The sequence below is a fragment of the Sphingomonas sp. genome (assembly GCF_023266535.1).
In the GTDB taxonomy this organism is placed as follows: Bacteria; Pseudomonadota; Alphaproteobacteria; order Sphingomonadales; family Sphingomonadaceae; genus Sphingomicrobium.
Genome location: NZ_JAHFPY010000068.1, coordinates 1 through 14,606, shown reverse-complemented (window position 1 = coordinate 14,606; position 14,606 = coordinate 1). Strand labels below are relative to the sequence as shown.

The window sequence follows — 14,606 nt, the reverse complement described above, 5'->3', positions numbered from 1 at the left end:
TTGCCCTGGCCGAGCCGGGTCCCGTGGGCGTCGATCGCTACCAGCGGGACCAGCACCAGGTCCGGGAAGACTTCGGGTGAATCCAGCGGCGGCTGGAAACAAGCCCAGGGGCCGGATTCGGTCGGATCGCCGGCCAGGAAACGGAAATTGCTCTGATGGTCAGCGAAAGCGGGATAGGCGAGGGTGGCGCCGCTCTTTGCAGCTGCATCCATCGCGGGCAACGGGCTGATTTCGCTGGGCAGCGGGCAATAGCCGCCGATCACTCTCGACTGATGGATCAGCGGGGCCAGCGTTTCGGCGAGCGCAACCTCGAGCGCTTCGCGCTGTTCGCGGCCCAACGACTCGATGAACAAGCTCCGCCGTTCGCGCGCCTCTCTGCGGAGGGTGACCTTATCGGCCGCTAAGGGAGGATGTGACGGGACCACCATAGCCGTTTGCCGGAAATCCTCTGACGCCACAAACGTCAGGTGGGAACCATATGCAATGGACCAGGGTCCATACAGGGACAGTCCCCTAGGATATTTAATCGCCTCAGGGATTTTCGTGGCCACGTACTGGGCAGTGCCCGTCGCTTCCCTATCTAGGCGGTCACCGGGGTTCGCTCAAGGGCATCGGCCAATGATTCGAGCCGTTCGGCCATGCGGTTCGTCCGATTGACCAGTTCTTCATCGGGTCCCTTCGGCACTTCAAACTCGCGGCCATCGATGATCTGGTCGGCCAGCAGCAGGGCGGCGAACAGCAACTGGCGCGATTCGGACAGGGTGCCGAGCCCGGCCAGCGCTTCCCTGCTCTTGGCATCGACCAGCGCCCCGGCCTGGCGAAGCGTTTCTTCCTCGCCGTTGCGGCAGGCGACCTTGTAGGGGCGGCCGGCAATGGTCAGCTCGACCTCAGCCATTGGAAGCTTCCCTGATGATGATGTCGAGCTCGGCGAGCGCATCGGCGACCTTGGCCCGAAGCGCGGGTTCCCGGCTCGAGTGCATCGGTCCGCGCTCGATCGCGCGTTCGATCCGGATGAGGGCCCGTTCGGCCCGATCCATGGCTTCTTCCAAAGGCGTATTGCTCATGGTTCATAAGGCGTAGCAGATTGAAGGCGGTCCGCAAGACGGGCGCAAGGTTGACGTCACGCCCGCTCCCGACAATAGGCACCAAGCCATCGGCCAGCCGAATCTCCCACCCCGGCCGAGCCATGGAGTTCTCATGCCGACGCAACGCCGACTCGCCAATGCCATTCGCGCCCTGGCGATGGACGCAGTGGAGGCCGCCAACAGCGGCCATCCGGGCATGCCAATGGGCATGGCCGATGCGGCAACCGCGCTGTTCACACGCCATCTGAAGTATGACCCTGCCGATCCGCACTGGCCGGACCGCGACCGGTTCGTGCTGTCGGCCGGCCACGGCTCGATGCTGCTCTACGCCTTGCTGCACCTCACCGGCTATGCGCGGCCGACGATGGAGGACATCCGCCACTTCCGTCAGCTGCACAGCCCCTGCGCCGGCCATCCCGAGAGCTTTGAGATGGCGGGGATCGAGACCACCACCGGCCCGCTCGGCCAGGGCTTCGCCGCCGCGGTCGGAATGGCGATCGCCGAACGCCATTTGAACGCCGTCTATGGTGACGACCTGGTCGACCATCGTACCTTCGTCATCGCCGGCGACGGCTGCCTGATGGAAGGCATCAACCATGAGGCGACCGGCCTTGCCGGCCATTTGAAGCTCGGCCGGCTGATCGTGCTTTGGGACGACAACCGCATCACCATCGACGGGTCGACCGAGCTTAGCCGCAACGAGGATATCGTCGCCCGTTACGACGCGATGGGCTGGCACACAGTCGAATGCGACGGGATGGATTCGGCCAAAGTGTCGAAGGCGATCGACCAGGCGGTAGCCGATCCGCGCCCGTCATTGATCCGCTGCAAGACGATCATCGGCTATGGCGCGCCCCACAAGCAGGGCACCGCCGCTACCCATGGCTCACCGCTCGGAGCCGAGGAAGTCGCCGCCGCCCGCAAGGAACTGGGCTGGGACCCGCCGCCGTTCGAAATCCCTGACGATGTCGCCAAGGCCTGGCGTGAGGCCGGCGCGCGCGGCGCTCCCGAACGCGCCGAATGGCTGCAACGGCTGGCCGCCAGCGGCAAGACCCGGGAATTCACCGACCGCATCGCCGGCAAAATCGATGACAGCTGGCTGAAGCCCTATCTCGATACGTTGCTGGCCAATCCGCCCAAGGTTGCGACGCGCAAGGCGTCGGAGATGGCGCTGGAGGCAATCAACGCAGCGATCCCGGCGACGATCGGCGGTTCGGCCGACCTCACCGGCTCCAACAACACCAAGACCAAGGCGATGCAGACGCTCGACGCGTCCAACTATGGCGGCCGCTACATCTATTACGGCATCCGCGAGTTCGGCATGGCCGCGGCGATGAACGGCATGGCGCAGCACGGCGGCGTGACGCCCTATGGCGGCACTTTCCTGGTCTTCTCCGATTATAGCCGGCCGGCAATCCGCCTCGGAGCATTGCAACAGGCCAAGGTGATCCACGTGATGACCCATGACTCGATCGGTCTGGGCGAAGACGGACCGACCCACCAGCCGATCGAGCAGCTGCAGGCGCTCCGCGCCATGCCCGGCCTGCACGTCTACCGGCCAGCCGACGCGGTCGAGACTGCCGAATGCTGGCATGCGGCGCTGGCCAATGAAGGGCCCAGCCTGTTGGCTTTGACGCGGCAGAATCTTTCGCCACAGCGGACCAGGGCGGCTTCCGAAAACCTCTGCGCCAAGGGCGCCTACCGACTCAAGCCGGCGGAGGCCGCGCGCAAGGTGATCCTGATCGCTACCGGATCGGAAGTCGAAATCGCGATGGGCGTTGCCGCTAGCCTTGAAGATCGCGGCATCGGTGCCGACGTCGTCTCGATGCCCTGCACCGAAGCCTTCGACGCCCAGCCGGCCAGTTACCGCGAGGATTTGCTGCCCGACGTGTCGAACCGCGAGATTTTGCGCGTTTCGATCGAAGCCGGGACGACCTTCGGCTGGGAACGCTACACCGGCCTCCATGGCCTTCGCATCGGGATCGACCGGTTCGGCGCCTCGGCTCCCGCGCCGGACCTCTATGAATATTTCGGCCTGACCGTGCCCAAAATCACGGACCGGGTCCTCGACCACATCAACGTTAGGGAAATTGCATGACCAAAGTCGCCATCAATGGTTTCGGCCGCATCGGCCGCCTCGTCGCCCGCGCCATCCTCGAGCGCGACGACCACGGCCTCGAGCTGGTCGCGATCAACGATTTGGCCGACGCCAAGTCCAACGCCATGCTGTTCAAGCGCGACAGCGTCCACGGACGGTTTCCGGGCGAGGTCAGCTCGGACGGCGACGCGATGGTCGTCAACGGCAAGCGGATCAAGGTGACCGCCGAGCGCGACCCGGCCAGGCTGCCGCACGCCGAGCTGGGCGTCGACGTCGCGCTGGAATGCACCGGTTTCTTCACCGATCGCGAGGGCGGGCAGAAGCACCTTGATGCCGGCGCCAAGCGGGTGCTGATTTCGGCCCCGGCCAAGGGCGCCGACCTGACCGTCGTTTATGGCGTCAACCATGACAAGCTGACCGCCGATCACACCATCGTCTCCAACGCCAGCTGCACCACCAATTGCCTGGCGCCGGTCGCCAAGGTGCTGAATGATTTGGTCGGGATCGAGCGCGGGCTGATGACCACCATCCACGCCTACACCAACGACCAGAAGATCCTCGACCAGATCCACGGCGACATGCGCCGCGCCCGTGCCGCCGCCATGTCGATGATCCCGACCACCACCGGTGCCGCCCGCGCGGTCGGCGAGGTGCTGCCGGAATTGAAGGGCAAGCTCGACGGATCGGCGGTGCGCGTGCCGACTCCCAACGTCAGCCTGATCGACCTGACCTTCACGCCGGGCCGCGACACCAGCAAGGAAGAGATCAACGCCGCGCTCAAGGCCGCGTCGGAGAGCGGGCCGTTGAAGGGCATCCTCGCTTACACCGAAGAGCCGCTGGTTTCGATCGACCTCAACGGCGACCCGGCCAGCTCGACCATCGACAGCCTGGAAACCGCGGTGATCGAGGGCAAGCTGGTCCGCGTCGTCAGCTGGTACGACAATGAATGGGGCTTCTCGAACCGCATGGTCGATACCGCCGGCGCGATCGCCAGGCTGATCTGACCCGATGGCGGGCTTCAAGACGCTCGATGACCTGCCGGAGGATCTGACCGGCAAGAAAATGCTGGTCCGGGTCGACCTCAACGTGCCGATGGACGGCGCCAAGGTGACCGACGACACGCGCCTAAGGGCGATGTTGCCGACCGTCCTGGAGCTTTCGGACCGCGGCGCGATCGTGCTGCTGCTGTCGCATTTCGGCCGGCCCAAGGGCGAGGTCCGGCCGGACATGTCGACCGCACAGCTGGTTCGGCCGCTGACCGAACTCAGCGGCCGATCGGTCCGTTTCATCGAGGATTGCCAGGGACTAGAGGCGGGACGCGGCATATCAACCATGCTGGCGGGCAATATCGGCGTGCTCGAAAATACCCGCTTTCACGACGGCGAAGAGAAGAACGACCCGGAACTGGCAAAGGGCATGGCCGCGCTGGGCGATTACTATGTCGACGACAGCTTCTCGACCGCGCACCGCGCCCACGCCTCGACCGAGGGGATTACGCACTACCTGCCGAGCTATGCCGGGCGGGCGATGCAGGCGGAGCTCGATGCGCTTGAGAAGGCGCTCGGCGAACCCGAGCGGCCGGTCGCGGCGGTGGTCGGGGGCGCCAAGGTCTCGACCAAGCTCGCTGTACTCGGCAACCTGGTCGGCAAGGTCGATCATCTGATCATCGGCGGCGGCATGGCCAACACCTTCCTCGCCGCGCGCGGCGTCGATGTGGGAAAATCTTTATGCGAGAAGGATTTGATCGGCGAAGCGGAGAGCATCTTCGAGCGGGCCGAGGCGGCCGGCTGCACTATCCACCTGCCCTATGACGTGGTGGTGGCGAAGGAGTTCGCACCCAATCCGCCATCCCTAAGGACCTGCAATGTCCATGAGGTCGCCCCCGACGAAATGATCCTCGATGTCGGACCGGCGGCGGTCGAGGCGCTGGCCGACGCGCTCAAGACCTGCCGCACGCTGGTGTGGAACGGTCCGCTCGGCGTGTTCGAGACACCGCCGTTCGACGAGGCCACGGTGGCGCTGGCCAAGACCGCGGCGGCGCTGACCCAGGACGGCAGCCTGGTCTCTGTGGCGGGCGGCGGGGACACGGTCGCGGCCTTGAACCATGCCGGAGTGGCCGCTGATTTCACCTTTGTTTCGACTGCCGGCGGCGCTTTCCTCGAATGGATGGAAGGCCGAACGCTTCCAGGCGTGGCAGCGCTGCAGCGTTAGGGCTGGGGCTGGCCCCAGCTCACGGCTGGGGCTGACGGAGGAGCGGTACCAGCAGCTGGTTGAGCTTCTCGACCCCGAGCAGGCCCGATTCCGCGGCGCGGACCTGTCCGGAACGATCGATGAAATAGGTGGTCGGCAAGCGATCCAGCGGCTCAAACGGTCCGCGAATGCGCGTCAGCGGGTGAATTCCCTTGCCCTTGAACGCTTCCTTCAGCTGGGCGGCGGTCAAATCCTCGGCCGGGATCACCAATACCTGCAGGCCAAGGTTGCGGCGTTGCCGAAAATAATAATCGAGCATCGCCACCTGCACGTCGCATGCCCCGCAGTCCCGCATCCAATAGGTCAGCACCACGACTTGGCCGCGTAAATCGGCAATGCGCATAGATTGGCCGTTGGCGGTGGTGAAGCTGGTATTGGACACGACCGTGCCCGGGGCGGGCGGCTTGGCGATCGCGGCGCCCCCAAGCAACAGGGCTCCGGCAGCAGTCAAAACACGAAGGATCATCGTTTACTCCTCCCCCGACTCCATCACGCTGCCCCCACCAATATGAGCGGTCAAGCGTCAGTCGACGAAGGGATGTGGCCGGTTGCGAGTCGACAGGCGCGAGGCTAGAGCGCGCCCCATATCGATACAGATTCAGACCCAGGGGATCCCATGAACGCCACCGTGACCGCCAGCCGCCACGATGAAATGCTCCGCAAAATCGAGCATGGGCAGGGCTTTATCGCCGCGCTCGACCAAAGCGGCGGTTCGACCCCCAAGGCGCTCAAGGGCTATGGTGTCGATGAGAGCGCCTGGTCGACCGACGAGGAAATGTTCGGCCTGATCCACAAGATGCGTAGCCGGATCATCACTTCGCCGGCGTTCGGCAGCGGCAAGGTGATCGGCGCGATCCTGTTCGAACGGACGATGGACGGAACGGTCAATGGCAAGCCGACCCCGCAGGCGCTGATCGACCAGGGCGTGGTGCCGTTCATCAAGATCGACAAGGGCCTCGAGGACGAGGCCAATGGCGTCCAGCTGATGAAGCCGATGCCGGAGCTCGACGCATTGCTGTCACGCGCCCGGGGCCTGGGCGTGTTCGGGACCAAGGAGCGGTCGGTCATCAACCTGGCCAATGCGGCAGGGATCGCCGCGGTGGTCGCGCAGCAATTCGACGTTGCCCGCCAGGTGTTGGCCCATGACATGGTGCCGATCATCGAGCCGGAGGTGAATATCAAGAGCCCGGAGCGCGATGCCTCGGATCGCATCCTGCTCGCCGAAATCCTCAAGAACCTCGATGGTGTGCCGGAAGGCCGGCGGGTGATGTTGAAGCTGTCGATCCCGGCCGAGGCCGGCCTGTTCCAGCCGCTGGTCAATCACCCCAAGGTGCTGCGCGTAGTTGCCCTGTCGGGCGGATTCAGCCGGGCTGAGGCCTGCCAGCAGTTGGCGCGGAACCCCGGCATGATCGCCAGCTTCAGTCGGGCGCTGCTGTCCGACCTGCGTGCCAGCCAGACCGACGAGGAATTCAATCACACACTTGGCACGGCAATCGACGAAATCTATTTAGCGTCGGTGGCCTAATTCGAGGTCTGATTGGCGAAGGTGAAGCGGTAGGAGCTCGGCTCGATCGGGCCGGGCGCGGCCTTTGGTGGTTCGGCGCCGACCAGCGTGACCCGATAGCGATCGACCGCCTGGAAGACGCCCAGCTCGAAATCGCGAACTTGCGTCCAGCCGGGCCCATTCATACGGGCCCGCACGATCAGCCGGCCGGCCCAGACGCATTGCACATTCGCCGGACAGCGGCTGTCTTCGACCACGTCGATCGGCCGGATTTTGATGTCACCAATGGTCGCGACCTGGTTGAGGCCCGCGGTCGGGCCGGCACTGGCTGGTGGAACGGTGGCGCAGCCGGCAAGCGCGGCGGCGAAAAGGGCGGTGGCTTTCATTGGACGTAGCTTCGCCTTTCGCTAATGACCGCGCCATGAATGAAGACGAGTTCGATTTTTCAGCCTTCCCGCCGCCGGTGCGGACCGATGCCTGTCAGCTTTACCTGATCAGCCCGCAGGATGTCGGCGGAGCCTTCCCCGACCGGCTGAAGGCAGCGCTGGCCGGCGGACCGGTCGCGGCCTTCCAGCTGCGCGTCAAGGATGTCGACCAGCATGAGTTGGCACGGCTGGCCGAGCCGCTGCAGCGGATCTGCGCCGACGCCGACGTCGCCTTCATCGTCAACGACAGCGTCAGCTTGGCGAAGCGGCTGGGCGCAGATGGCGTCCATCTCGGCCAGGGCGACGGCGATCCGCGCGAAGCGCGCGCCATCCTGGGGCCATCGAAGCAGATCGGCGTCACTTGCCATGCCAGCCGCCACCTGGCGATGGAAGCGGGTGAGGCCGGCGCCGACTATGTCGCGTTCGGCGCCTTTTACGAGACGATGACCAAGCCGAGCGAGCACCGACCCGATCCGGCCATGCTGAGCTGGTGGGCGTCCCTCTTCGAAATTCCCTGCGTCGCGATCGGCGGGATCACGCCCGACAATGCGGCGCCGCTGGTCGCGGCGGGCGCCGACTTCATCGCCGTCTGCAACGCGGTGTGGGGCAAGGACGACCCCGCCGGCGAAGTCGCCAAGTTCGCCGCGTTGTTCGCAAGCTAGGGCTTCGCGTCAACGCGGAGGATTGTGCCCCGGCTGAAAGCGCCGATTGCCGCAATTAGGTCGCGGCGGGTCACGTTGCCGAGTGCGGCTTCGAGCTCAGCCTGCGAGCGAATTCCACCGCTTTCGACGAACTGGCGCACCAGTCTGTCGGCCAGCTCGTCATTGCTTTGCGCCGCGCTGATGCCGCGCCCGATGATGTGGCGGCGGGCGGCGTCGATCTCCGCGTCGGTCGGCGGCTGGCTGGCGAGCAGCGCCAGCTGCCGGCATAACTCCGCGACAAACGCATCAGCCTTGTCGCGGTCGACCCCGGACTTGATGCAGATCCAGCTATTGCGGCCGTTGGTCCGGTAGCTGCTGTCGATGAAATAAGTGAGGCCCTGGTCGGCGATCGCCGATCGGCCGAGGCGGCCGGAATAATTGTGCGTCAGTATGTAGAGCAGCATGCGCCAGGCGAAGCCCTCGCGGCTGGCGGGCGGCGGAGCGGGCACGACATAGCCGATGGCTCCCTGCGCGAACCTTTCCTCCAGCGTTAACGCGGACTCGCTCAAGCGCTTCGGGGCTGAATAAGGCAGCGGGCCGGGCAATTTCGCGGGGGATACTCCGCCGTAGGAGCGTTCGAGCGCGGTGATGGCTTGATTTGGCTCGACGGAGCCGCTGACCACCAGCAACAGCGGCGCGGCGGTCACCGGGCGCTCAAGGCGCATGGCCTTGGCCATCATTGCCTCGAGCATGGCGTCGGGGTCCTTGCCGCCGGCTTCGATCGCCGCGACCGGGAGCTTGGCCGCGACGCGAATCTTGTTGGCCAGGTCCGCAATTTCGTCCGGGCGGCCGCTGCGCCCGATGATGCCGAGCCCGGCCAGGTCCGAAGGCGCTCCCTCGCCCTCGACGGGAGCCGTGATCACCAGCTTCACTGTGAGCTCGTTGGCCAACGGACTCGGCTGGATGATGACCGGCAGGCCGCCGCTCAGGCTGCGCAGGGTCGGAGGCGGAGACGCGCCGCCGTCGCTGACAGAGACGGCTTGCTGCAGCGGGGGCGGGGCGGCGGCACTTGCACCCAGGCCATTTGGGTTTGGCGCCTTGCCCGGGACATACCAGCCGACCGTCCGTAGGCTCGGATCGAGATAGGCACTGGCGACGCGCCGGATGTCTTCGGCGCTGACTGCCTGGACGCGTTCGGGAAGGTGGATGAGCATGTCATAGGCGCCGATGCCAGACATGTAGGCCAGCTCGTGCGCGGCATCCTCGGTGGTTTCGACATCGGCTTCGAGTTGCCGAAGCACGGCTTGCTTGGCCGCGTTGAGCTGCTCGGCCGAGGGCGGATTGCGACGGAGCGTGTCGAGGCGGCGTCCAATCTCGCTGACCGTCGCTGCCCGATCCGCGCCCGGATCGAGCGAGCCCTGGACCGTGAAAATGTGGCGGTCGGCGCTGGGCGTAAACCAGGTCGCGATATCATTGGTCAGGCCATGGAGCAGCGAGCCGGCCGCGGCCGGCGTCCCCCAGTCGTTCTGGCGAAAATTATATCCCGACCCGCCGCTCAGCAATTGCTGCAAAATCAGAAATGCCGGGACGTCGCCATTGGACGCCGCCGGGGCCGGATAGGCCAGAATGAAATATTGGCGGTGGATATCGCCGGACAGCAATGTCTGCCGCTCGCCCTTTTGCGGGGGCTCAGCGGTCAGCCGATGATGCGGGGTTGGCCGGGCCGGCAGGCCCTGGAAATGGTGCGCGACCAGCGCCTTGGCCGCGGAGGCATCGACGTCGCCGACGATGGCGAGAATGGCGTTCGACGGGACGTAATGCCGCTCGTAGAAGGCCTGGGCGTCCTCAATCGTCAGCGCCTCGACATCGCTTTCAAATCCGATCGTGTTGTTGCGGTATGGGTGCGCCAGGAATGCCGTCGCCGTCACCGCGTCGAGCAGGACCGAGGCGGGGTCATTCTCATAGCCGTGCATCTCGGTGATGACCGCGCCCTTTTCGGCCGCGATCGCCGCCGGATCGATGGTGACCCGGCTCATGCGGTCGGCTTCGATGCGCAGCAGCAGGTCGAGCCCGTCCTTGGGCATCGTGGCGAAGTAAGTGGTCTGGTCGATCCAGGTGTAGCCATGCCACTCGCCGCCGGCATCGTAGATCGCCTCGGTCGCCGCGGCGTTGGGGAAATTCTGGCTGGCCCGGAACGCCAGATGTTCGAGGAAATGGGCGAGCCCCGTCTTGCCGGCGACTTCGTCGCGCGCACCGCTCATGTAGAGCGTCTGCACGCTCACCACCGGGAAGCTGTGATCCTCGAGGATCATCACGGTGAGCCCGTTGGGCAATAGCGAAATATCCGCCTTCGATAGGTCGAGCTTGGCGAACGACGGGGCGGCGGCAAACGCCGCGACGATCGTGAATATCGCAAGACGGTTGAGCATGCCCCTCCTCGTTCGCATCATCGGCGAGCACAGGCGCGGGTGCAACTGGCCAAGCGTTGGCGCTCTCCTGGCGAGACCCCACATGATGGCGATGCCCAAAAAACATTAAGCACCGGCATGTTCGGGCTATAGGTTGCGAGCTAGTCGGGTTGGGGAAAAGGGAAATCAAATGGCGTTGATCAAAGCGGCAATTGTCCAGGCCGAGGTTGCTCCCGACCTGAATGCCGGCCTCGCCCTGACGCGGCAATTGGCGCTCGAGGCCGCCGGACAGGGTGCGCAGCTCATCGTCTTTCCGGAAACCTGGATTCCGGGTTACCCGGCATGGCTCGATTGCTGTCGTGACGCAGGGCTCTGGAACCACCCTCCGGTCAAGCATGTGTTTACGCGGATTGCGGAAAACAGCATCGCGGTGCCCGGGCCGGCATTCGACGATCTCGCTCAAACCGCGCGCGAAGCCAAGGCGACGCTGGTAATCGGCATCAGCGAAAAGGTCGCCAAAGGCCCCGGGCGCGGTACGCTCTACAATTCCCTGTTGACCATCGGCCCCGATGGCCGGCTGCTCAATCACCACCGGAAGCTGATGCCGACCTACACGGAGCGTCTAATCTGGGGCGCGGGTGACGTCGAAGGATTGCGCTCCGTCGATACGCCGATGGCACGGGTCAGCGCGTTGGTTTGCTGGGAACATTGGATGCCGCTGGCGCGCCAGGCACTGCACGATTCAGGCGAGGACATTCACGTCGCCGTCTGGCCCTCGGTCCACGAAATGCATCAGCTGGCGAGCCGCCAATATGCCTTTGAGGGCCGCTGCTTCGTGCTGGCTTCGGGCGGATTGATGCGGGCTTCGGCCTTGCCGGTCGAACTGGAACCGCATCCCGAACGGGTGACTGGCCCCGATCAGTGGATCTTGAATGGTGGCAGCGCGATCATCGGGCCTGACGGTCGCTATGTCGCCGGGCCAATATTCGATCAGCCTACGATCCTCGTTGCCGACCTGGACCTCGAACAATGCCGCGCCGAGAACATGACGCTGGATGTAGCGGGTCACTATCACCGTCCCGAATTGTTCGAGTTTCGGCCACTGCCGAGCGGTCACCGGCCGGCGGGGGTTGGCGCCTGATTTATTGCACCGGTTCCCGGCTCTCGCCCGATCCGCTGCTTGCCGGACAGCCCGCAAAAGGGTAGGGGCCGCGCCGATTGGACGGCTCCGGCCGCCCCGGCTCTTTTTCATCTCTCTGGCATATAGGCGATCATCATGAAGATCAGCGGCGTCGACATTCGTCCCGGCAATATCATCGAATATGAAGGCGGCATCTGGCGCGCCGTGAAGATCCAGCACACTCAGCCCGGCAAGGGCGGTGCCTATATGCAGGTCGAGCTGAAGAACCTCATCGACGGCCGCAAGAACAATGTCCGCTTCCGCTCGGCGGAGACGGTCGAGCGCGTCCGGCTCGACACCAAGGACTTCCAGTTCCTCTACCATGACGGCGACCAGCTGGTGTTCATGGACAAGGAGAATTACGAGCAGGTCCAGCTGCCCGAGGATTTGATCGGCGAGCCCGCCGCCTTCCTCCAGGACGGTATGGACGTGATCATGGAGCTGCACGAGGAGCGGCCGATTTCGGTCCAGCTGCCCGACACGGTCGAAGCGACGATCGTCGAGGCTGATGCCGTGGTGAAGGGTCAGACCGCCAGTTCCAGCTACAAGCCGGCAATGCTCGACAATGGCGTCCGCGTCATGGTCCCGCCGCATATCAGCGCGGGGACCAAGATTGTCGTCGACGTCTACGAACAGACCTACGTCCGGCGCGCCGACTGATGGTTTCCCACTCCGGCCTGATCACCGTCATGACCCGCGCTGCCCGTAAGGCAGCGCCGCGCCTGCGCCGCGACTATAATGAAGTCGAGCAACTGCAGGTGTCGAAGAAGGGCCCGGCGGATTTCGTGTCGATGGCCGACAAGCGCGCCGAGGAGACGATTCTCGCCGAGCTCAAAAATGCCCGGCCCGACTGGGGGATCATCAGCGAAGAGACGGGCGAGATTGCCGGCGATCCCAACAAGCCGCGCTGGATTGTCGATCCCTTGGATGGAACCACCAATTTCCTCCACGGCGTGCCGCATTTCTCCATTTCGATCGCGGTCGAAGAGCCGCTCCCGGGCGGCAAGCGCTCGGTCAGCCACGGGCTGGTCTACCAGCCGCTGACCGACGAGACCTTCTGGGCCGAAAAGGGCAGGGGCGCCTGGCTCAACGAGCGGCGGTTGCGCGTATCCGCACGGCGCAACCTCGACGAGGCGCTGATTTCCACCGGCATTCCCCATTTCGGCCGCGGTGATGTCGCCCGCTGGTCGCGCATCTTCGGCGCGATCGCGCCCGAGGTCAGCGGCATTCGCCGGCTCGGATCGGCCGCGCTCGACCTGGCCTGGGTCGCGGCGGGGCGGTTCGACGGCTTCTGGGAAGACGATCTCGACATCTGGGATACCGCCGCGGGCATCCTGCTGGTCAAGGAAGCAGGTGGCTTCATCAGCGACTATCGCGGGCAGGACCGGATGATCGAGCGCCGCGAATATCTGGCAGCCAGCGGCGAACTCCACAGCAAGCTGCACAAGCTGCTGGCGGGCGCGCTCCGGTGATCCTGGCGGCGATCGCGGCGCTGGTTTCGCAGCCGGTGACGGTCGCCACCATCGATCCGGGCCACCGGCTGATCGAAGGGGTTGCCAGCGACGGCCGGACGATCTGGGTGTCGAGCCTGATCGACCGGCAAATCCTGCAATGCAGGAAGAGCTGCACGACCATCGCGACGCTGCCCGAGGGGCTGCATCCCTTTGCCATCGCCTGGGACAGCAAGCGCAAGCGGCTGTGGGTCGCGGTGGACTGCCCGCCCGGCGTGCCGTTCATCAAGGCCTGCGAGCGCGGCGCGCTGATCGCGCTCGACAAGCGGGGCAAGGTGCGCAACCGCATCTCCCCCTTCATCGGCAGCTTCCATCCCGGCGACGTGTCGGCGTCGAACGGCGAGGTGTTCGTCAGCGACAGCCAGAACGGGATGGTGTTCCGCTTGGTGTCGAACGACCATGCGATCATGGCCGTAGTCCTGCCCGGCGCCGGCAAGAGCGGGCAGGGGACCGCGCTGGCCGTCGACGGCAAGACGCTGGTCGTGTCAGACTATAGCCAGGGCATTGCGACGGTCGATGTGCCGACGTTCAAGCGGACCCTGCTCCCGCGCCTGGCCGACAAACCGCTGCTGCGCGGGGTCGACGGGCTGGCGCGCTGCGGCGACACTTATTTCGGCATCTACAATGGCTCGACGCCGGGGCGGCTCTTGAAGCTGACTATCGGCAAGGACGGCGCCGACTATGCCGACCTGATCGAAGGCCTGAGGCTACCCGATCCGACCCAGGTCGCTTTCGACGGCAAGCGGCTGCTGCTGGTCGCCGACAGCGGCTGGGAATTGGCCCTGAAGGGCGAAACCCGCACCAAGGGCGCGCCGATCCTCGCCATCCCGCTCGGCAAGGACTGCAAGCCTAGCTAATTGAGAGTCATTATCACGCTTCGACGCCTTGCTCGACGCAAGGCGGCGTCCTAAAGCGCCGCCAACCTAGTAACCCCTTCGGGAGTCCTCTCTTGGCCAGCGTTGCTGCCGGATATCTGCCGATCCTCCTGTTTCTCGCCGTCGCGCTGGCATTGTCGACGGCGTTCGTCGTGCTGCCGATGCTGGTCAGCCGCCTGACCGGCACGCACAAGCCGGACGCCGAGAAATTGAGCGAATATGAGTGCGGCTTCCCGGCGTTCGACGACAGCCGCGCCCAGTTCGACGTGCGCTTCTACCTGGTCGCGATCCTGTTCATCGTGTTCGACCTCGAAGCGGCCTTCCTCTACCCCTGGGCGGTCAGCCTGATGGGCACCGGCTGGACCGGCTGGATCGCCATGATGATCTTCCTCGCCGAGCTTGCGCTTGGCCTCGCCTATGCGTGGAAGAAGGGAGCGCTCGAATGGGAGTGATGCTCAGTCCCCGCGACAATCCCAACATTACCGAGGAAGAAGTCGCCCGCGCGGCGGGTCTCGTTCCGGGCAGCGTCGAGGAGAGCAAGTTCCTCGAAATGCGCAAGGAGCTGGACGAGAAGGGTTTCCTCGTCACCACGACCGAGGATTTGTTCACCTGGGCGCGGACCGGCTCGC

General features: G+C 65.1%; 16 protein-coding genes and 1 pseudogene. 11 read left to right on the top strand and 6 right to left on the bottom strand.

The window, feature by feature from the left end; translation table 11 throughout:
• The 3 genes from Q0C64_RS10765 to Q0C64_RS10755 form a co-directional block, all read right to left on the bottom strand.
• A partial coding sequence (locus tag Q0C64_RS10765; RefSeq protein ID WP_294123649.1) for a 5-formyltetrahydrofolate cyclo-ligase occupies window positions 1-353 on the bottom strand: 353 nt, incomplete at its 3' end.
• 227 nt (window positions 354-580) lie between these two features.
• Entirely contained in the window at window positions 581-895 is a 315-nt protein-coding gene (locus Q0C64_RS10760) for a cell division protein ZapA (RefSeq protein WP_294123647.1), read from the bottom strand.
• Window positions 888-1,064, bottom strand: a complete 177-nt coding sequence (locus tag Q0C64_RS10755; RefSeq protein WP_294123645.1) for a hypothetical protein — start codon at window positions 1,062-1,064, stop codon at window positions 888-890. The genes Q0C64_RS10760 and Q0C64_RS10755 overlap by 8 nt, the downstream gene beginning before the upstream one ends.
• 133 nt (window positions 1,065-1,197) lie before the next feature.
• Between Q0C64_RS10755 and tkt the strand changes: the two genes are divergently transcribed.
• From tkt to Q0C64_RS10740, 3 genes are read left to right on the top strand one after another with little or no spacing between them, the layout of a single operon-like run.
• Entirely contained in the window at window positions 1,198-3,183 is a 1,986-nt protein-coding gene (gene tkt / locus Q0C64_RS10750) for a transketolase (protein WP_294123643.1), read from the top strand.
• Entirely contained in the window at window positions 3,180-4,187 is a 1,008-nt protein-coding gene (gene gap, locus Q0C64_RS10745; RefSeq protein WP_294123641.1) for a type I glyceraldehyde-3-phosphate dehydrogenase, read from the top strand. The genes tkt and gap overlap by 4 nt, the downstream gene beginning before the upstream one ends.
• A gap of 4 nt (window positions 4,188-4,191) precedes the next feature.
• A complete protein-coding gene (locus tag Q0C64_RS10740; RefSeq protein WP_294123639.1) occupies window positions 4,192-5,394 on the top strand; it encodes a phosphoglycerate kinase in 1,203 nt (400 codons plus the stop codon).
• A gap of 19 nt (window positions 5,395-5,413) precedes the next feature.
• Here Q0C64_RS10740 and Q0C64_RS10735 read toward each other — a convergent pair whose 3' ends face one another.
• On the bottom strand, window positions 5,414-5,899 hold the full coding sequence (locus Q0C64_RS10735) for a TlpA disulfide reductase family protein (RefSeq protein WP_294123637.1): 486 nt from the start codon (window positions 5,897-5,899) through the stop codon (window positions 5,414-5,416).
• A 186-nt stretch (window positions 5,900-6,085) separates the two neighbouring features.
• Here Q0C64_RS10735 and Q0C64_RS10730 point away from each other — a divergent pair, with 186 nt between their 5' ends.
• Window positions 6,086-6,958 carry a fructose bisphosphate aldolase gene (locus Q0C64_RS10730; protein ID WP_294123651.1) on the top strand — a complete coding sequence of 291 codons (873 nt, stop codon included), beginning with the start codon at window positions 6,086-6,088 and terminating at the stop codon, window positions 6,956-6,958.
• On the opposite strand, the gene Q0C64_RS10725 is transcribed toward Q0C64_RS10730, so the two are convergent.
• Window positions 6,955-7,323: a hypothetical protein gene (locus tag Q0C64_RS10725; RefSeq protein WP_294123635.1), complete on the bottom strand. Its 369-nt coding sequence runs from the start codon at window positions 7,321-7,323 to the stop codon at window positions 6,955-6,957. The two genes, Q0C64_RS10730 and Q0C64_RS10725, sit on opposite strands and share 4 nt — an antisense overlap.
• Window positions 7,324-7,358: 35 nt before the next feature.
• Between Q0C64_RS10725 and thiE the strand changes: the two genes are divergently transcribed.
• Complete coding sequence (gene thiE / locus Q0C64_RS10720; protein ID WP_294123633.1) at window positions 7,359-8,024, top strand: thiamine phosphate synthase; 666 nt, start codon at window positions 7,359-7,361, stop codon at window positions 8,022-8,024.
• On the opposite strand, the gene Q0C64_RS10715 is transcribed toward thiE, so the two are convergent.
• Window positions 8,021-10,432: a M16 family metallopeptidase gene (locus Q0C64_RS10715; RefSeq protein ID WP_294123631.1), complete on the bottom strand. Its 2,412-nt coding sequence runs from the start codon at window positions 10,430-10,432 to the stop codon at window positions 8,021-8,023. The two genes, thiE and Q0C64_RS10715, sit on opposite strands and share 4 nt — an antisense overlap.
• Before the next feature lie 169 nt (window positions 10,433-10,601).
• On the opposite strand from Q0C64_RS10715, the gene Q0C64_RS10710 reads away from it, so the two are divergent.
• The 6 genes and pseudogenes from Q0C64_RS10710 to Q0C64_RS10685 all read left to right on the top strand — a co-directional run.
• Window positions 10,602-11,552 (top strand): carbon-nitrogen hydrolase family protein, encoded by a 951-nt coding sequence (locus Q0C64_RS10710; protein WP_294123629.1) that lies wholly within the window; start codon window positions 10,602-10,604, stop codon window positions 11,550-11,552.
• A 135-nt stretch (window positions 11,553-11,687) separates the two neighbouring features.
• Window positions 11,688-12,251 (top strand): elongation factor P, encoded by a 564-nt coding sequence (gene efp / locus Q0C64_RS10705; protein ID WP_294123627.1) that lies wholly within the window; start codon window positions 11,688-11,690, stop codon window positions 12,249-12,251.
• Window positions 12,251-13,063 (top strand): inositol monophosphatase family protein, encoded by an 813-nt coding sequence (locus tag Q0C64_RS10700; RefSeq protein ID WP_294123625.1) that lies wholly within the window; start codon window positions 12,251-12,253, stop codon window positions 13,061-13,063. Before efp ends, Q0C64_RS10700 begins: the two co-directional genes overlap by 1 nt.
• Window positions 13,060-13,959 carry a hypothetical protein gene (locus Q0C64_RS10695; protein ID WP_294123623.1) on the top strand — a complete coding sequence of 300 codons (900 nt, stop codon included), beginning with the start codon at window positions 13,060-13,062 and terminating at the stop codon, window positions 13,957-13,959. The genes Q0C64_RS10700 and Q0C64_RS10695 overlap by 4 nt, the downstream gene beginning before the upstream one ends.
• 92 nt (window positions 13,960-14,051) lie before the next feature.
• The gene (gene ndhC, locus Q0C64_RS10690; RefSeq protein ID WP_294123621.1) at window positions 14,052-14,429 is read left to right on the top strand and encodes an NADH-quinone oxidoreductase subunit A; all 378 of its coding nucleotides are present in this window, start codon (window positions 14,052-14,054) and stop codon (window positions 14,427-14,429) included.
• Window positions 14,420-14,606 (top strand): annotated as a pseudogene (locus tag Q0C64_RS10685) (hypothetical protein); the annotation flags it as partial. The gene ndhC and the pseudogene Q0C64_RS10685, both read left to right, overlap by 10 nt.

What these genes read in the sequence shown, in the direction of transcription:
- Q0C64_RS10730 (WP_294123651.1), top strand. Translation starts at nt 6,086, where the DNA reads ATGCTCCGCAAAATCGAGCATGGGCAGGGCTTTATCGCCGCGCTCGAC.
- Q0C64_RS10710 (WP_294123629.1), top strand. Translation starts at nt 10,602, where the DNA reads ATGGCGTTGATCAAAGCGGCAATTGTCCAGGCCGAGGTTGCTCCCGAC.
- Q0C64_RS10760 (WP_294123647.1), bottom strand. Translation starts at nt 895, where the DNA reads ATGGCTGAGGTCGAGCTGACCATTGCCGGCCGCCCCTACAAGGTCGCC.
- efp (WP_294123627.1), top strand. Translation starts at nt 11,688, where the DNA reads ATGAAGATCAGCGGCGTCGACATTCGTCCCGGCAATATCATCGAATAT.
- Q0C64_RS10700 (WP_294123625.1), top strand. Translation starts at nt 12,251, where the DNA reads ATGGTTTCCCACTCCGGCCTGATCACCGTCATGACCCGCGCTGCCCGT.
- Q0C64_RS10755 (WP_294123645.1), bottom strand. Translation starts at nt 1,064, where the DNA reads ATGAGCAATACGCCTTTGGAAGAAGCCATGGATCGGGCCGAACGGGCC.
- thiE (WP_294123633.1), top strand. Translation starts at nt 7,359, where the DNA reads ATGAATGAAGACGAGTTCGATTTTTCAGCCTTCCCGCCGCCGGTGCGG.
- Q0C64_RS10715 (WP_294123631.1), bottom strand. Translation starts at nt 10,432, where the DNA reads ATGCTCAACCGTCTTGCGATATTCACGATCGTCGCGGCGTTTGCCGCC.
- gap (WP_294123641.1), top strand. Translation starts at nt 3,180, where the DNA reads ATGACCAAAGTCGCCATCAATGGTTTCGGCCGCATCGGCCGCCTCGTC.
- Q0C64_RS10740 (WP_294123639.1), top strand. Translation starts at nt 4,192, where the DNA reads ATGGCGGGCTTCAAGACGCTCGATGACCTGCCGGAGGATCTGACCGGC.
- Q0C64_RS10725 (WP_294123635.1), bottom strand. Translation starts at nt 7,323, where the DNA reads ATGAAAGCCACCGCCCTTTTCGCCGCCGCGCTTGCCGGCTGCGCCACC.
- Q0C64_RS10735 (WP_294123637.1), bottom strand. Translation starts at nt 5,899, where the DNA reads ATGATCCTTCGTGTTTTGACTGCTGCCGGAGCCCTGTTGCTTGGGGGC.
- tkt (WP_294123643.1), top strand. Translation starts at nt 1,198, where the DNA reads ATGCCGACGCAACGCCGACTCGCCAATGCCATTCGCGCCCTGGCGATG.